Source organism: Herbaspirillum sp. DW155, from assembly GCF_037076565.1.
GTDB lineage: Bacteria > Pseudomonadota > Gammaproteobacteria > Burkholderiales > Burkholderiaceae_D > Herbaspirillum.
Map to the genome: position 1 here is coordinate 5,087,910 of NZ_AP029028.1, position 16,126 is coordinate 5,104,035.

A 16,126-nucleotide genomic window follows, 5' to 3' on the forward strand; every position below is an offset into this window, starting at 1 on the left:
TTCTGCAGATATCAGCGATGGCCGCTCGCCATCTTGGCTTCGAGTCGACGCGCACCGAAAGTAACGACGGAGGCGATTGCCAGGTAAACCGTGAACATGAACAGGTAGATTTCATAGGTGTAACCACCCGATTGCGGATTCACCAACACCATCTGGCCTGCGCGCAAGAAATCCGTGATTCCGATAATGAAGAGCAGCGGAACGGTATTGAACACGTCCAGGACGTTACCCACCAGCGCCGGCACCACCACCCTCAGGGCCTGCGGCAATACCACATCGCGATTGATGTAATACGGAGTCATGCCGAGGGACTGTGCCGCCTCGACCTGCCCTTTGGGAACGCTCTGTAGACCGCTTCGGACGTATTCGGCGACATACGCCGCAAAGAACAGCGTGAAGCCGAAAAGACCGCGCACAAGGTCGGGGCCAGGATGTTCCGGGCTCAGCAGCGGAGTCACTACCCAGATGCAATAGACAACCAAAATCAAAGGCAGTGACCGCATCACCTCGATATAGGAGGTGCAAATTACCTGGACGCCCGCAAACCTGCTCCGGCGACCAAAGGCCAACGCCACGCCAAGCGGAATGGAGAGAACCGAGGCGGCCAGGGTAAAGAGCACGCTCATCATCAGGCCACCAACGCGGTCCCATCCCGCCGGAGCAACGAGCCCCATAATGGCGAGGAACCCGAGGCACCACAATACAGCAGCGTATTTCCTGAGTGACGACACCTTCAATGCCACCGCATGAGCGAGGATGCCCACCGCCATGCAACCAAAGAGATAGGTCGCTGTACTGCCGCCGCTATAGGAGGCATAGAGACCGACAAACGCAAGGACCACAATGGATGCCATGGTAAAGCTCGCCGATGCCGTCACGAGGGCACTGAAAGTGATACCGACCAAAGCAGAACTCAGGACGGCTGCCCCCCAGACTCTGGGCACCAGCTCTGCCGGTAAGGTTCCGACTATCAACACGCGCAGATTCTCTTCGACCGCATGCCATTTGGCCACGCTGATGCCCCAGTGAAGCAAAGAGATGGCAGCCCAGATAATCAGCGGAAGAATGACCAGCGTCAGAAGCGAATCCGCTGGTGTAGCGAAGAGATTCCTTCTCACCCACTTCATCGAGATGCTATTGGCGCTCATCGGGCACCTCCTTTTTTGAGCAAGCGCTTGTTTGCCGCGTTTATCCCCCAGCTAATCATCCAGCTGACCAGCAGGTACACCACCATCACCACAATCATCCCTTCAAGGCTCCGTCCCGATTGGTTAGCGACCGTTCCATAGACGTTGAACAAGTCAGAGAAGCCAATCGCGATGCCCAGGGAGGTCGATTTGGCCAGACTGATGTACTGGTTACCGAAAGCCGGCAGTACGACGCGGGCGACCTGTGGAATCAGCACATCCTTGAAGGTCGCGCGACGTGTGAGTCCAAGCGCGGCAGCCGCCTCCCACTGTCCCTTCGGAATGGCATTGATGGAACCGCGCACAATCTCAGCCAGGAAGGCTGCCGTATAAACGCTCAGGCCAAGTAGCAACGCGATGATTTCAGGGCTCAGACTGAAACCGCCACTCACGTTGAAGCCGGTAATTTCAGGATAGGTCGCTACCAGAGGGAAGCCCAAAGCGAGACTGACCACAAGGCTGACGACAGCGTAAGCCACCCAGGCAATACGCTTTTGTTTGCTCAGTCCAGCTTTCAGCAGGAAGACGGGCACCAGGAGCATTGCTACCATGGCAGTGAGTGACGGCTGTTGAACCAGCTCCAATCCAGGGAAATAGAGGCCTTGCTGGGAGAACAGAACCGAATTCAGCCAGAGAGTCGCATCATTGAGCGCTGGCATGCGCAGGACAACAGCGAAATACCAAAACACCAGCTGAATGAGCATCGGCGTATTTCGGACGAATTCGACCAGTACGAAGCTCAGTTGGCGCACCAGCCAATTCTGTGAAACACGGGCAATACCCAGGAACACACCGAGAACAGTGGCGGCCGCAATGGCCAACAACGATGTCTTCAGGGTGTTCAACAGGCCCAGGAACAGGGCCTGGGCGTTGGTATCGCTCGACACGAACTTGCGCATGCCATCCAACGTCACCAGCTCACCTTCGCTGATGTCAAAGTTCGCGGACTGGGAGAGGAAGCCCATGTCAAAGCTGATACCGTTGCGCGCCAAGCCGCTGCGGATTGCATAGGCAAGCCAGGCGAACAGGACAATTGCAACCACGACGATGGACGCTTGCTTTGCCAGATACAGGAGCCGCCGACGCGACTTAACTTCGGTACCTGCCGTGGAAGCCGGGATTTCGATAGTCATCTGAGTCATTTTGCTGAGGACCAGTTAGATGGCGATATCGCCAGGCCAGACGGCCTGGCGCAGTTCAGCCTGTTCAAATCCAGGGCGGTGAGTACAGGGCACCGCCTTCGGTCCAAGGCGCATTCAGGGTACCCTTGCGGTCAACATAGGTCGGCGTCTTGGGGCCCAGGTTACGCTCATACATCTCGCCGAAGTTACCGACTTGGGTAATGACCTTGCTCACGAAATCTGCCGGCAGACCGAAGTCAGGACCAAAGCTGCCACCGACGCCCAGGAACTTCTGCTGGAACGGGTCCTTGCTCTTCAGGCTAGCTTCGATGTTCGTGGACGTAATCTTGCTTTCTTCCGCTTGGAACAATGCGTAGGTAATCCAGCGGAGCGCGTTCCTCCAGCGCGAGTCATTAGCCACGGTGAAGCCGGCGAACGGCGATTTATCCAGGCTCTCGGGGAGAATCATGTATTCATCCGGCTTGGGTGCATTAGCTTTCCATGCAGCCAGTGCGGAGCGGTCCGTACTCATACCGATGCAGCGGCCTGACTCCATCGCGGCGAACAACTTTTCCAGGTTCTCGTAGGTCAGGACCTTGGTGTTGGCACTCCAGCCGTTGGCCTTGATGTAGCCGGAGAGTGTCTGCTCGGTAGCGGAACCTTGGGTGGTGCAGATGGTGGCACCGTTCAATTCCTTGACCGACTTGATTTTGTTGCCCTTCACCATGATGGCATTGCCGTCATAGAAGTAGATGGGAAGGAAATCCACCGTGATGGCCGATTCTCTCGCGGGCTTCACCGTGGTGTGGGCAAATACGACATCCACTTGATTGGTCTGTACAGCGTTGAAGCGGCTTTTGTCGGTGACCACGACGAATTTCACCTTCTTCGCGTCACCGAGCACTGCCGCGGCAACCGCGCGGCACATGTCAACGTCCAGACCTTCCATCTCGCCGTTCTTGGTGTTGAGGTAGCCGAAGCCTGGGGCAGAATTGTCCGTGCCACAATTCAGCACGCCGCGCTGCTTGACCTTGTCCAGGACCGAGGCCGCTTGGCTGGTAGACGCCGCCATACAGGCGGCGGCAAGAAGGATGATGCGTAGTGCAAAAGCAAAGCGTTTCATGAGATTCCTCCATTTTGATTGGCTGGCGGTTACTTGCCAGCTCATAATAGGAATCGCCTTTACTTAGGTCTACTTATCATTATTTAAGATATACATTAGTAAAATTTCCGATTTATTTGAGGTATCCACATGGAAATATCCAGGCTTCGCGCGCTTCGCGAGCTAGCTAATCGGCAAACAATGGCTGCAGTAGCAGACGCTCTCTGCCTTACTGCATCTGCTGTGTCGCAACAAATCTCGCAGTTGGAAGAGGAAGTTGGCGTACCGCTTACAGAGCGCCAAGGACGCGGAGTCCGCCTGACGCCGGCTGGAGAACTCCTGGTCGAGCACACAGAGCGATTAATGGTGGTCCTGGATGAGGCGAAAGCCGACATCGCCCAATTGAAGAAAGAAGTAGCGGGTGTACTTCGTGTGGCCGTCTTCCCGACAGTCGCAGCCGCGTTGATGCCTCACGTGGTGAATGCACTTCGGGAGACTTACCCCTACCTGCAGGTGAAAATAGACGAGATGGAGCCTTCCGATGGCCTCGCAGCGCTTGGTTCCTGGCAGTCCGACGTATCGTTCGTTGATGACTTATCGCTGCAGCTGGCAACCAAGCCGAATTCGGCCGAATATCACCATGTGCTTGATGACTACCTATATGTGCTGCTTCCGCAGAAGCATCCGCTGGCAAAGAAGCAGACAGTATCCATCGGAGCACTTCGAGACGAACAATGGGCACTGGATTCAGCTTCGAGCGTCTACGCTGAGTTCGTTCAGAATTTGTGCCGGCGGGCAGGTTACGAGCCAAACGTGAATGCCAACTGCCGCGGGTTCGAGGTTGTATCCGCGATGGTCTCCGCCGGCTGTTCGGTGACCGTGATGCCAGGCTTGCGGGTTGCCTACCGATTGAACAAGGTCGCCGCAGTCAAATTATCCCCTGAGGTCAAGCGACGAATTTCGATTGCCTACCGGAAGGGTGAACGAAACCATCCGGCTGTTAAGGTTTTCGTAGAACAAGCCATTCAGAGCGCCGCTGCCCTTGGCCTCACGAACCAACTGGGCAGCTAGCTGCTCATAGATTTTTTTGGCGAATTTGCCAATACAATGATGGCTTTTCTTCTTATACAGCGCCTTCAGGAAAAACATCAGGTGCACGTTGCGGTCGCGCGCTAGTCGCCTGGGCTGCAAAGCGCGAAGCGCAATACGCCGACTTAAAACGCTTCTAAATTTGGGGATGTATTGGGAAGGTGTCTGTGCTCGTATTAAAGAGCGAAGTCCCTTTCCTCTCTAATGATTACGGAGAAATAAACGGAAGGGCTTCTATATGTAAGGAGAACCTTAATACAGAGAGGTGTATTTAGGGCCTCAAAAACCAATAGCTGAAAACCTACAAGCAAAATCAATAGGGGGTTTAAGGATGATATTTAAAGTGCTTCCCAGGGGAGGGAAAGCTCCGGCCAACGCCACAAACACTGTCTTCTTGGAAATCGACCACTGGAACGATTATTCATTCGTAACGCAGTTCTACATGGTATTCCATGATGAATCGGGTATTCAAATGCGCCGAAACGGCATTGAGGTGAAATAAGAATTAGTGGGCGATGAGCCCCGCCAGATTGGCGAACTGATTATCACCAACAGCGATGACGCGCGCGGCCGGCCGACCAAAGTTGCGCCGCTGCAGCGCGAATCCAGTGAGGTGTTGATGGAGCTGCTTGACGTCCAGGTCGATGCTTTCCGGGGGAGTCGCATGGTCCAGAAGGGCATTGAGCTCAAAGATACCAGCCAGGGGTGTGCCGAACAGGTCCAAGCCTGGCTATTCGTTCGGGCCGGCGCACGGTTACCGCAAACATCCAGAGAGCGGTTCTTCAAAGAATCGGGCGGGGACCAGCACTAGGGAGAGCGTGTGATTACGCTTACGCCAAGGCCTGATTCACTTCTTCTTCGACAACCGTGCCCATCAGTTCCGCCAAAATCTGACGGGCGACTGCTTTCTCCCCTCTGTAGATGGCGAGCGGTGCGTTGTGCTTCACCACACAAAACTCTGAACTTTGTTTTTTTAGGTCATGGCACAAAATGTGAATCAGCCACGCCTCTAGGCTAGTACGTCGCTCCACATCTTGATAATCCGGACCAAGCATTTTCACGTACGCGGTGAACTCCGTCGGCAAATCGTAGCCGTATGCTCCCATGTTGAGTGCAACACGCCGAAGCGTGCCAGTCGCGCCAAAGTGCCGTCGAATACGTTCCACCACGTCATATGTTGCAGCTTTTCCGTACTCCCCAACATAGAACGGCGCAGTTGAATCTGGCCGAACGAGGAAGTAGACCGCAGGATTTTTTGCACCCGGACGAAACAACTCCCCATCCTTCGCTGCGGCATACCGCCCATTCACTTGGTGATAGTTGATTTTCTGCATATTTGAGTCCCCCCTTTTTTACCGGCAATATTAACGCCTACAGACCGATATTGTCTGCGTCGTTTATTCAGTGCGGCAACGGGGCGATTCCCTCTACATACAGAGATATCGCGGCACAATCGAAATCGGCTGCGCTTCAAGGAAAAATATAGGCCTCTCAGGAATAGGTCGCGGGACTTCTCTTGGCTATTCCACTCCAGGTGGAACCTCATTCCTAAGATGAGGCGGCGCTTAGCTTTTACCACGGACACCCGCTTTGCTAAGCCTTGCTAGTCTTTCGACTAGACCTCCTTGCTGGCTGTTGGCTCTCACCGAAACGACAGGGAGGACTTTTTTCTCTTATGATAAATGGAGCATGATGGTATGTATCGCCACTCGATTTCGGGGCACGAAACCAGCCACGGCGCAAATACCGCATCAACATGCAGAAGCCCCGACAAGCGGGGCCTCTGGTCCATCGGGTCCGATTCCTCTTACCTAGCGATTGCTAGGCCAAGCAGAACTTGGCGGGCGACCTCGCGAGTCGGCTCAAGAGGTCCTTTAGGACAGCATATCAAGCTGATGTTTACAACGCAAATTCAATGCAGCGTGGGAGCAACGCCGTCTACATCTTCAACAGGTGCCGTAGTGCAACTTCATTGGCTTCGCGGAGACCCAACCCGGCATAGCTCTTGGCAAAACGGTAAGATGAGCCGACATGAAGGTCAACCGAGTATGGGCCATTCAGCCGGCAGCCAAGGTGAAATGCCGCGTCTCTACTGATACAGACGTACACGAATTCCCCTGGATGGACGTCCGAGAGAACGGAGAATTCCTCAATGAGCTCTAAGGCGTCTGACAAATTCAAAGCGGACACTAGCTAGTCTCCATTCCGGCCGAGGGCATACCATCCCAGCCTGCGACACGTGGCATCCCTTGCGGCATGTCTGCCATCAAGTCGGCCAGCCTGTATCGTTGGTGGGTCGACTCTTCTATTCCGAAACGGACACTCTTCCCCGCTCGCAACAGAATATCGACGAGAGAATCGATAGTGATATTCTCAGGATTCAACCGCGTTATTTCATACACCCGCGCGGGCTTCACCCCAAGTTTGTCTGAGGCACCGGCGTAAGTGAGTTGGTTCTCATCCACCCAGGCCGCGACCTCCTTCATCAGGCTTTCCATGAGGGCCAGTTTTTCCATGAGGACCGCGTCCTTTTCCTCCCCATTGTCTGGAACCTCCGTCGAATAGAGCACTGCGGTCGGTATGGCACTCTCGACGTCCGCTATAGCAACACGAATTGCCTGCTCCAAAGAGGTAGCATTGCGCGTGAAATCGAGAACAATTTTCCCAGGCGTACCTACTTCAACGAGAGCATCCAAGCAGCCAGCCTCACCGAGCCGTTCGAGGATATCGTCCGCATCACTGGCGCTGTCGGCCGGGTCTAGCTGAAATCGAAGGGTGAATTCATGTTCCATGTCGCTTCCTGGTGGAGCCGATGGCATCAGTTCAGGCCGCCCTGCGACGAAAACAAGTTGCTCTCAAACAGAGCATCGTATGTCCGAAACAGGTGCCAATTTTTCCCGGCTTGTCCGAAAACCACTTCGATTTATGATGGTTTTGTCCGAAAAGTATGTAGATTTTCAGATTAGTTTCCGGAAGAACATTGCTCGACCGTCGTTCTCCAGAATTACTCCGAGTAAGCAGCGTTATACAGCTTCAGGATAATTATCCGACTCTCGGAGAACGCCGATTTCAAGTCAGTTATCGTCCACGTCACTGGCGGCGTCGGCCGGGTCTAGCACATATCGGAGGATAAAGTGATGCTCCATGGGTGTATCCGACTCTTAGGGAAACAAGGAATTGCGCCGCTATACCGCGTTATACCGAGTCTGGATAATTATCCGCTTCCGGGATAACGCTGTTTCCCAAGCAGTTAGCTCAATCGCTCCACATTGGCCTTCACCTGGGCGGCCATGCCGCGAACTGTGGCCGCACGGACTTCCGCGGCATCGAATGCCTTGGCAAAGCCGCCAGCGACAGCCAAATGCCTGTCTATATATTCTTGCGCCTTGTCGCTCGAGATGTCTGCAAAAGCAGCAAGCTCAATCATGTGGTTACGAGTGATTGCCCGCGCTTCTCCCATCACATCCATCTGATGATAGCCACCGGGACCCGCTGCAAAAGTCAAGTCATAGGCCGGCGACAGCTTCCAGCGGCGGTCCTTATCGATACAGAAGGAGATGTTCTTGGGATGGTCGTCTCGATTATTGAATACGACATTGAACACCACGCGGGCAAATGCCTTTTCCACCTCGCCCCCTTCTCCTGTGAGCTCGCGCGTAACCTGGAGGAACTCTGTATAGCCCAATGCCCCAGGCACGCGGAAGTCTGCACCTGTGACGCCGGCCAACGTATGGACTGGCACGCGCAAACCGTTTTCTACATCGAAGCGAGCGACACCGAAAGCGCCCAGCTTCTTGGATAGGTCAAAGTATCGGGTGGCAGGTATATCTAATCCACAGTCCCGCGCCAAGGCGGCGTAGGTGTTCTCAATGGCGCACACCTCTTTGTGCTCACCGGGCAATTGGAATTTCACCATCCAGGGGATACCGTTTGCGACGTCCTGCATCTTCATGTCACCGGTGGACGGGTTGTAATCCACTAGAATCTTGGGTCGTGCGCCGTGTGGAGCAGCTCCTGCCGCAAATAGTGGAAGAAAGAACTCGATATCCTTGCCGCGCATAACATCCTGAGCCTGTTGTGCCAGCTCACAAAGGTCAAAGGTTGTCGTGGGCGCAGTCAAGACTTGGGCCGGCGCATATGTCAGAGCACCCATCGTCTGGCTTCCAAGGAGAGCCAGACGGTCAAGTGATGACACGTCGTCGATTTCGAGGCCGTTCTTGCGCAAATACTGGTCCATCAACATCATCCCCCACCCGTCGGGCAAGCTGTCTGCGAAAAGCCCTGGCAGAAATTTCTGTTCCCGCCGGAAGGTGAACGATTGCTCCCCCATCGGGAGTTTGAGCGGAGACAGCTCAAGGCCTTGCATGACAGCTTGGAAGGTGTAGCTAAAGACAACGTTACCGTCAGTGCCCTGCTCTAATACTCCTAGATGCCAGCGCTCTCCCCAGCCTTCGTAGTAAACATCAAGGCTTTTCAATTGGAACTCCTCTTTGGTTGGGTAATATTGTCCACAGCAATCTGAACCCTCGTCTTGACGGTCAGCTCTGGCGAAGGGCCACGCGGTCCTTCTTTCATTTTCTTCAGCTCTATCTGGTCGAAGATATCGAGTTCGAGGCCGAAGCGGTGCAGCACCACCATCAGCTCCATGACGGAATAGTCGCCCGTTGCGTCCAGGATGCGCACAATGGTGCCCGCGGCGAGCCCCAGTTCAGCGTCGAGGGCGTCGTAATCGTAGACAAAATTGCTTAAGGCGTTGCGTAGGTAGGCCGAAATGTCGTCAAGCGTCTTCATAGAGGCTCCTAATGCGGTTCGCGGTGGCGAATGCGGCCAGTTTAAGGCTTGGATGGAGATGGAGAAAGGGGGTTACGGACTATGTACCTTTAATCGAGCCATGGGAGTTGAGCGTTCGATTTAAGGGGCACTGTAGAGCGACGCATAAACGATTGGGCGGCTTGTTATCTGACGGCCATCGTAGAAAGGTCCGGCGGGGCCCACAGCATGTGGAGAGGGAGATGAGGAAAGGGCAGACCATGAGCTGCAGCCAGAGTTGCGGCCGGTAATAGTCACGACGCCCCACTTCTCCCGCTCAATCTCGCCAGCCTCCTATCCATGCGCATGGTTCCCAGCTGGTCCGTCTGCTCCGTCGATGGATACCCCAAAAATGCAAACTTTGGAGTCGTTGCTCGATTCGGCACTCAAAGTGGCGTTGTCATCAGAAAAGAAAGGCTTTCATTTCTCCTTTTTTCAGCACCACGATTTTTCTGGAAAGGCATGCCCAAAATAAGGCTTTCCTTTTTAAAGGAGTAGACTAGACAAGGGACTGCGGAAGATTTCCAAGAAAAGGAAAGCTTTTCATTTCTGGTCAACAGTGTGTCACGTTGCCACTTGTCGAGTTGCATCGGAAACTGCCCCGCTCTCCCCGGAAATTTGCCTCCTAAGTTGACAGAGATCGCGGCGCGGAAAATGCCGCGCTGAACTTCGTCAGCTTGTCAGCTGGCAGATGCCCCAATACTATCGAGGGCGGCTATCGCTTCGTCCGACAACTTCAAGGCGGCGGCAGCGATGTTCTGCTGCAGATGGCCAACCGAAGAGGTTCCCGGAATCAGCAGAATATTCGGAGAACGTTGCAGCAGCCACGCCAGAGCCGTTTGCAACGGCGTCGCCCCGCAGTCGGCAGCCACGCGCTCAAGCGTCTTCGATTGCAGGGGCGAGAAGCCACCCAGCGGGAAGAACGGCACGTAGGCAATCCCTTCTTTCGACAGCTGCTCTACCAGCGCGTCGTCACCCCGATGGGCAAGGTTGTATTGGTTTTGCACGCAGACGATCTCCGTCATCGTCCTTGCCTGGGCGATCTGTCTGGCCGTCGCGTTACTCAGGCCGATATGCCGGACGAGACCTTTTTGCTTCAGGTCCGCCAGTACACTCATCGGTTCTTCGAGATCACCCTCCGCCGGTCCGGCCACATCGAACATCAGGCGCAGGTTCACCACATCCAGTACATCCAGGCCCAGATTGCGCAAATTGTCGTGCACAGCCGATTCCAGTTCGGCGGCAGACATGGCCTTCTGCCATGAGGCGTCGTCCCCGCGACGAGCCCCAATCTTGGTCACGATCACCAGGTCGTCGCGATATGGATGCAGAGCCTCGCGAATGATCTGGTTGGTGACGTGCGGACCGTAGAAATCGCTGGTGTCGATGTGGTTGATGCCCATCTCCACTGCTGAGCGCAGCACGGTGATGGCCTGTTGTCGATCCTTGGGAGGACCAAACACATGGGGGCCCGCCAGCTGCATGGCGCCATACCCCATGCGAGTAACGTCGAGATCGCCGAGCAGATAGCGGCCGGCTTGTTGAGCTTGATTCATCCTTGTCTCCCTGGTTGCGGACATGCATAACTTGAGGGCAGTGTAGGAGCCCCGGCGTTGTGCGACAATCCCGAACAATAAGACAGGGTGTGCGAAATTCCAGACAATCCAATGGCAATGGCTGATCTACAAGACATTGGCGCCTTCATGGCCGTCGCTACGCATGGCGGCTTTCGCAGCGCCGCACGTATCACCGGTACCAGTGCTTCGCAACTGAGCGAGGCTGTACGCCGGCTGGAGTCACGTCTCGGCGTGCGACTGCTCAATCGAACCACACGCAGCGTGGCGACAACCGATGCTGGCCAGCGCTTGCTGGAACAACTGACACCGGCACTGAGCGCCGTTGAATCGGCGCTGGACGTGGTCAACGGTTTTCGTGACCGTCCCGCCGGGCGCTTGCGACTGAATGTTCCATTGGCGGCCTCCAGACTGGTATTGCCGCGCATCGTTCCGCAATTCCTTGCCGAGTACCCCGAAATCTGCCTGGAGGTGATCGTGGAGGATCGATTCGTGGACCTGCTGCAATCAGGCTGTGACGCCGGCATCCGATATGAAGAAAGCATGGATCAAGACATGGTGGCGATTCCTATTGGTCCGCGGCGTCAGCGCATGGCACTGGCGGCTTCGCCCGGTTATCTCGCACAACACGGCAGGCCAAGGCACCCGCGCGATCTGCGCGAGCATATCTGTCTGCGCGGACGCTTTTCCAGTGGTGCCATGCCGCCGTGGCACTTTACGAAAAAAGGAAAATCATTGACGGTGGAAACAAACGGACCGCTGATCGTCAACTTTGGTGCTGCCGCTGACCTGGCAGTTGATGCGGCGGTCGCCGGCGCGGGCGTGATCTACCTGTTCGAGGAGTGGCTGCAGCCTTATATCGACCGCGGCGAACTGGAGCCATTGTTGAAGCCTTGGTGGCCCAGCTTTACCGGCCCGTTGCTGTACTATCCTGGTCGCCGTTACCTGCCGGCGCCATTGCGCGCCTTCGTGGACTTCGCAAAGACCATGCGTTGGTAGCCAATCGAAGTTGTATGCAAACCCGACTGGTTGCATGCAGCAAGGTCCATCCATTAGCCGCCCTAATAAGGGAATTAAGCATTGCCCGGCTAGTCAGAGTCGCCCGCCCCTGACAGACTTTGCCGTGCCCAGGGAAGCTGCCCCCCCCCCCAGCGAACCCGGCGCAAGACGCGGACGCCCGTCCGTGCTCACCAGCATCGACAAACGCCGGGCAGCGGCCCGGCGGCTGGTGGGTTGAGCGCTCCGCTGAACTTCCTTTCCCCCTTTGCGTGCTGTAGCCCCAGTGACTGGAAATGCAATGAACGAACATACCGAAATCGCAGAAAAATCCCTCCCTCCGGAACAGACCACCGTAAGCCGGCGCGGCATGCTCAAGGCGGCCGGCGCCGGTCTTGCCGCCCTGGGAACCACTTTCGTGACGACTGCCAGCGCACAAGCCACCCGCAGCTTGCCCCTGCAATTCACCGACGGTGGCGCGCTGTGGGACAAGACCTTCCCGCAAAGCGCCAGGGTGGAGCACCGCAAGGTCAGCTTCCGCAACCGCTATGGCATCGTGCTCTCGGGTGATCTCTATGAACCGAGGAACATCAGCGGCCGCATTGCCGCCATCGTGGTCAGCGGTCCGTTCGGTGCGGTCAAGGAGCAATCCTCCGGGCTGTATGCCCAGACCATGGCCGAGCGCGGCTTCGTCACGCTGGCCTTCGATCCATCCTTCACCGGCGAGAGTGGCGGCGAGCCGCGCAATGTGGCTTCGCCCGACATCAATACCGAGGACTTCAGCGCTGCGGTCGACTTCATCGGTTTGCTGCCCAACGTGGATCGCGCACGCATCGGCATGATCGGCGTCTGCGGCTGGGGTGGCATGGCCCTGAACGCAGCCGCAGTGGACAAGCGCGTCAGGGCGGTGGTCGCCAGCACCATGTATGACATGACGCGCGTGCTCTCGCGGGGTTACAACGACAGCGTAACCCTGGCGCAGCGCACGCAGATGCTGGAGCAACTGGGCCAGCAACGCTGGAAGGACGCCGAGAACGGCACTCCCGCCTATGGTCCGGTCATGAACCAGCTCAAGGGCGGCGAAGCACGGTTCCTGGTGGAGTATCACGATTACTACCGGACCGCCCGCGGTTTCCATCCAAGATCGGTGAACTCCAATGCGTCCTGGACCGTGACCATGCCGCTGTCCTTCGTCAACATGCCCATCCTCAGCTACATCAAGGAGATTTCGCCACGTCCGCTGTTGCTGATCCACGGCGAGAAGGCACATTCGCGCTACTTCAGCGAAACCGCCTTCGCGGCAGCGGCCGAACCGAAGGAGCTGATGATCATTCCGGGAGCGGTTCACGTTGACCTGTATGACCGGGTTGATCTGATTCCCTTTGACAAGCTGACCAGTTTCTTCCGTACGCACCTCGCCTAGGGATGCAGTCGGAGTGAGCACCGGATCGCCGGGCGGGGCACTCAGGTGTTCAGGCGCATCCTGATCGGCCGCGCACTGCTGCGGCCAACGTGTGACGAGGCCCGTGCGGCAGGCGCGGGCAACTGGTAGTCAACAGCGGACCGCGTTACCGGGCCAGCTGGGGTTTCTACGATCATCTCTTCGATGCCAGCCACGGCGCGATGACGGACTACTAGAACCCATTTCATAAATAGGCGTGAGATGCGTTCTGTCCAGAAAGGGCGCTGGCAAGGCGCGCGACGCGTCGTGTGGCGGTGCCACACGCAAGGAGTGCAACGCGGCCAGCGCCCTTTCTGGACAGAACCCGCAGGGAGCGGCCCGTTTGGGCGAATTGCTGCGTTACGAATTTGGGTCAAGACGCCCAGTCTTGACCCAAATTCGCGCCTTGCACTTCATCCCAAACGGGACTCGCTCGCACTCACGCCTATTTATGAAATGGGTTCTACGGACCAGGGCGACATGCCCAGGTTTGGAGCAAGGTGCTCTAGATCACGGGAACGCCGCTCAGATGCCGGCACCCGCTCGTCCGGCACGGCGTCTGGCACATTTCCTGCTAGACGAGAACTGTTGCAATGGCGCCGCGCCGCCTCATCCGGTCATCGCGGCACTGCAACAAATCCTTTACCATGCGCTCCTGCGGCGGCTGCCGACGATTGAAGGCAGCTGCACACCGATGGCTGTGCCGGCTTACCCGCGGGCATGGCCATTGACGTGACGCGTTCGTTATCCACGATTGATGATTGGTATTGCCATGACGACTTCCACTGCGGATTCCTCGCCCTCCACGCCCATTGCCTCCACGCCGCCCGTGCGCCACAGCTGGATCGACAACCTGCAAGGCCAGCTCTTCGGCGTGGTGATGATTTCCTTTGGCATGTCCATGCTGCACAGTCTGGGGCTGATCATCGGACAGATCGCCGGCGTGGCCTTTCTGGTGACCTATGTGACGGGCATGAGCTTCGGCATGGCCTTCACCCTCATCAATCTGCCCTTCTACCTGCTGGCCGCCCTGCGCATGGGGGCGGCCTTCACCTGGCGCACCCTGGCCGCCGTCACGGCAGTCTCTTTGCTGACCAACATCGCCGGCAACTACATCAGCTACAGCCATCTCGATCCCGCCGTGGGCGCGGTGCTGGCCGGGCTGTGCGTGGGCATTGGCCTCATCGGCCTGTTCCGCCATCAGGCCAGCTGCGGCGGCATGAGCATCCTCGCCACCTACGTGCAGGAACGCACCGGCTTCAAGGCCGGCTGGCTGCTGATGGGTTTTGATCTGGCGCTGTTCGCCACGGCCGCCTTCTTCCTGCCGGCAGAGCGGGTCATGTATTCGCTGGTCGGGGCCGTGACGATGAACCTGTTCGTGGCCTGGAATCACCGCTACGAGTGGTATATCGCCCGATAGGCCGCGCTGGCAGGCGGCGTCGCGCAGGACGATTCCATTACAATCCGGGAAACACATGCATTACCTGCATTGCATGAATCTTGCTGGCATTGCCGGTATCCCTGAGATTTTTTCGTCCTGCCGTCCATGAGCCAAGTCCTGAACTACCTGATCACCGCCCGCCGCTGCGAAGTGGAAGAACTGCAACGCCTGGCACGCACCTGCCAGCTGGTCCTGACAGTAGGCAAGCTGATCCACTGCCTGCAGCAGGAGCGCGGCATTTCCAACATCTACCTCGGCTCGCGCGGCGAGCGCGACGGGCAGGTATGGCAGGAGCGCGTGGCCGCCAGCCAGGCGGCACAGCGCCAGTTCGAGGCCTGGCTGGAATCGACCGAACACGACAACGCCCTCTCCAACGGTGCGCGCCTGTACACCCGTATCGCCTTCGCCCTGCATGCCCTCGATGGCATGCCCAGGCTGCGCGCCGACGTGGCCGCGCTGGCCTGCACGCCGGCGGCCAGCTACGAGCGCTTCAAGACCGTGGTGGGAGCGCTGCTGGCGCTGGTGTTCGAAGCCGCCGACGTGGCGGTCGATCCGCAGATCTCGCGCCTGCTGGTGGCGCTGTTCAACCTCATGCAGGGCAAGGAATTCGCCGGCCGCGAACGTGCCTCCGGCGCCGCTGCCTTTGCCATGGGCAAGATCACGCGCGAGCAGGAGCAAGCCATCGAGACCCAGATCGAGATGCAGGAGCAGGCCCTGCGCCGCTTCGAATCCTTCGCCGAGGGCTTCCGCAACGAATGGAGCGCCATGCAGGCGACCCTGCCCCTGGCCGATCTGGAAAGGCTGCGCCGCAAGCTGCTCACCGCTCACGACCGGCCACTGGCGACCGACCTGGCCGATGCCTGGTATCAATGCTGCTCCACCCGCATCGATGGTCTGCATCAGGTCGAGATCCATCTGGCGCAATACGTGCAGTCGCAATGCCGGGAGAAGATCGTCGAATTGCAGAAGGAACTGGACGACCAGGGCCAGCTCTTCAGCCAGGCCGATGCACTGGACCCGCTGGCCCCGCTGGCGGCGTTCTCTTCCAGCCTGGAAGGCCAGACCCTGCCGGAGGAATCGCTGCGCGCAGGCGTGGGTCCGCACCTGACGCAATCCATCGTCGAGATCCTGCGCAGCCAGTCCGAACGCCTGCAAAACCTGACCCAGGAACTGGCCACCGTGCGCGAGAGCCTGGAAGAACGCAAGCTCATCGAGCGCGCCAAGGGCGTGCTGATGATGAAGCAGGGACTCAACGAAGAAGCCGCCTATCGCCTGCTGCGCAAGCATGCGATGAACCAGAACCGGCGCATTGCCGAGGTGGCCCAGGCGATCCTGTCGCTGACCGAAATCCTGCCGGACGCCTGAG

At 57.3% G+C, this 16,126-nt stretch carries 15 protein-coding genes; 5 read left to right on the plus strand and 10 right to left on the minus strand.

The annotated features are described in order from the left end of the window. Window positions 1-11 precede the first annotated feature (11 nt). From AACH55_RS23200 to AACH55_RS23210, 3 genes are all read right to left on the minus strand, one after another. On the minus strand, window positions 12-1,148 hold the full coding sequence (locus tag AACH55_RS23200; protein ID WP_338717015.1) for an amino acid ABC transporter permease: 1,137 nt from the start codon (window positions 1,146-1,148) through the stop codon (window positions 12-14). Continuing rightward, window positions 1,145-2,320, minus strand: a complete 1,176-nt coding sequence (locus AACH55_RS23205) for an ABC transporter permease subunit (RefSeq protein WP_338717017.1) — start codon at window positions 2,318-2,320, stop codon at window positions 1,145-1,147. The genes AACH55_RS23200 and AACH55_RS23205 overlap by 4 nt, the downstream gene beginning before the upstream one ends. Before the next feature lie 73 nt (window positions 2,321-2,393). After that, on the minus strand, window positions 2,394-3,431 hold the full coding sequence (locus AACH55_RS23210; protein WP_338717018.1) for a transporter substrate-binding domain-containing protein: 1,038 nt from the start codon (window positions 3,429-3,431) through the stop codon (window positions 2,394-2,396). Window positions 3,432-3,560: 129 nt separating this feature from the next. Between AACH55_RS23210 and AACH55_RS23215 the strand changes: the two genes are divergently transcribed. Beyond that, window positions 3,561-4,481: a LysR family transcriptional regulator gene (locus AACH55_RS23215; protein WP_338717020.1), complete on the plus strand. Its 921-nt coding sequence runs from the start codon at window positions 3,561-3,563 to the stop codon at window positions 4,479-4,481. A gap of 523 nt (window positions 4,482-5,004) precedes the next feature. On the opposite strand, the gene AACH55_RS23220 is transcribed toward AACH55_RS23215, so the two are convergent. From AACH55_RS23220 to AACH55_RS23250, 7 genes are all read right to left on the minus strand, one after another. Continuing rightward, window positions 5,005-5,223 carry a hypothetical protein gene (locus AACH55_RS23220; protein WP_338717022.1) on the minus strand — a complete coding sequence of 73 codons (219 nt, stop codon included), beginning with the start codon at window positions 5,221-5,223 and terminating at the stop codon, window positions 5,005-5,007. 106 nt (window positions 5,224-5,329) lie between these two features. Then, a complete protein-coding gene (locus AACH55_RS23225; protein WP_338717023.1) occupies window positions 5,330-5,833 on the minus strand; it encodes a hypothetical protein in 504 nt (167 codons plus the stop codon). A gap of 855 nt (window positions 5,834-6,688) precedes the next feature. Then, the gene (locus AACH55_RS23230; RefSeq protein ID WP_338717024.1) at window positions 6,689-7,291 is read right to left on the minus strand and encodes an XRE family transcriptional regulator; all 603 of its coding nucleotides are present in this window, start codon (window positions 7,289-7,291) and stop codon (window positions 6,689-6,691) included. 458 nt (window positions 7,292-7,749) lie between these two features. Then, window positions 7,750-8,976 (minus strand): type II toxin-antitoxin system HipA family toxin, encoded by a 1,227-nt coding sequence (locus AACH55_RS23235; protein ID WP_338717025.1) that lies wholly within the window; start codon window positions 8,974-8,976, stop codon window positions 7,750-7,752. Continuing rightward, window positions 8,973-9,290: a hypothetical protein gene (locus AACH55_RS23240; RefSeq protein ID WP_338717026.1), complete on the minus strand. Its 318-nt coding sequence runs from the start codon at window positions 9,288-9,290 to the stop codon at window positions 8,973-8,975. The genes AACH55_RS23235 and AACH55_RS23240 overlap by 4 nt, the downstream gene beginning before the upstream one ends. A gap of 404 nt (window positions 9,291-9,694) precedes the next feature. Next, window positions 9,695-9,898: a hypothetical protein gene (locus AACH55_RS23245; RefSeq protein ID WP_338717028.1), complete on the minus strand. Its 204-nt coding sequence runs from the start codon at window positions 9,896-9,898 to the stop codon at window positions 9,695-9,697. A gap of 90 nt (window positions 9,899-9,988) precedes the next feature. Then, on the minus strand, window positions 9,989-10,864 hold the full coding sequence (locus AACH55_RS23250) for an aldo/keto reductase family oxidoreductase (RefSeq protein ID WP_338717029.1): 876 nt from the start codon (window positions 10,862-10,864) through the stop codon (window positions 9,989-9,991). Between the two features lie 117 nt (window positions 10,865-10,981). On the opposite strand from AACH55_RS23250, the gene AACH55_RS23255 reads away from it, so the two are divergent. The 4 genes from AACH55_RS23255 to AACH55_RS23270 all read left to right on the plus strand — a co-directional run bounded on the left by AACH55_RS23255 (window position 10,982) and on the right by AACH55_RS23270 (window position 16,125). Then, entirely contained in the window at window positions 10,982-11,881 is a 900-nt protein-coding gene (locus tag AACH55_RS23255) for a LysR substrate-binding domain-containing protein (RefSeq protein WP_338720395.1), read from the plus strand. 298 nt (window positions 11,882-12,179) lie between these two features. Beyond that, window positions 12,180-13,301, plus strand: a complete 1,122-nt coding sequence (locus AACH55_RS23260; RefSeq protein WP_338717030.1) for an alpha/beta hydrolase — start codon at window positions 12,180-12,182, stop codon at window positions 13,299-13,301. 790 nt (window positions 13,302-14,091) lie between these two features. Further along, window positions 14,092-14,739 (plus strand): YitT family protein, encoded by a 648-nt coding sequence (locus tag AACH55_RS23265; RefSeq protein ID WP_338717031.1) that lies wholly within the window; start codon window positions 14,092-14,094, stop codon window positions 14,737-14,739. A gap of 126 nt (window positions 14,740-14,865) precedes the next feature. Then, entirely contained in the window at window positions 14,866-16,125 is a 1,260-nt protein-coding gene (locus AACH55_RS23270) for a nitrate- and nitrite sensing domain-containing protein (RefSeq protein ID WP_338717032.1), read from the plus strand. Window position 16,126: the final 1 nt, after the last annotated feature.

Excerpts from the sequence above, each read along its gene's own strand:
- AACH55_RS23200 (WP_338717015.1), bottom strand. The coding sequence starts at position 1,148 with ATGAGCGCCAATAGCATCTCGATGAAGTGGGTGAGAAGGAATCTCTTC.
- AACH55_RS23205 (WP_338717017.1), bottom strand. The coding sequence starts at position 2,320 with ATGACTATCGAAATCCCGGCTTCCACGGCAGGTACCGAAGTTAAGTCG.
- AACH55_RS23210 (WP_338717018.1), bottom strand. The coding sequence starts at position 3,431 with ATGAAACGCTTTGCTTTTGCACTACGCATCATCCTTCTTGCCGCCGCC.
- AACH55_RS23215 (WP_338717020.1), top strand. The coding sequence starts at position 3,561 with ATGGAAATATCCAGGCTTCGCGCGCTTCGCGAGCTAGCTAATCGGCAA.
- AACH55_RS23225 (WP_338717023.1), bottom strand. The coding sequence starts at position 5,833 with ATGCAGAAAATCAACTATCACCAAGTGAATGGGCGGTATGCCGCAGCG.
- AACH55_RS23230 (WP_338717024.1), bottom strand. The coding sequence starts at position 7,291 with ATGGAACATGAATTCACCCTTCGATTTCAGCTAGACCCGGCCGACAGC.
- AACH55_RS23240 (WP_338717026.1), bottom strand. The coding sequence starts at position 9,290 with ATGAAGACGCTTGACGACATTTCGGCCTACCTACGCAACGCCTTAAGC.
- AACH55_RS23245 (WP_338717028.1), bottom strand. The coding sequence starts at position 9,898 with ATGCAACTCGACAAGTGGCAACGTGACACACTGTTGACCAGAAATGAA.
- AACH55_RS23250 (WP_338717029.1), bottom strand. The coding sequence starts at position 10,864 with ATGAATCAAGCTCAACAAGCCGGCCGCTATCTGCTCGGCGATCTCGAC.
- AACH55_RS23255 (WP_338720395.1), top strand. The coding sequence starts at position 10,982 with ATGGCTGATCTACAAGACATTGGCGCCTTCATGGCCGTCGCTACGCAT.
- AACH55_RS23260 (WP_338717030.1), top strand. The coding sequence starts at position 12,180 with ATGAACGAACATACCGAAATCGCAGAAAAATCCCTCCCTCCGGAACAG.
- AACH55_RS23265 (WP_338717031.1), top strand. The coding sequence starts at position 14,092 with ATGACGACTTCCACTGCGGATTCCTCGCCCTCCACGCCCATTGCCTCC.
- AACH55_RS23270 (WP_338717032.1), top strand. The coding sequence starts at position 14,866 with ATGAGCCAAGTCCTGAACTACCTGATCACCGCCCGCCGCTGCGAAGTG.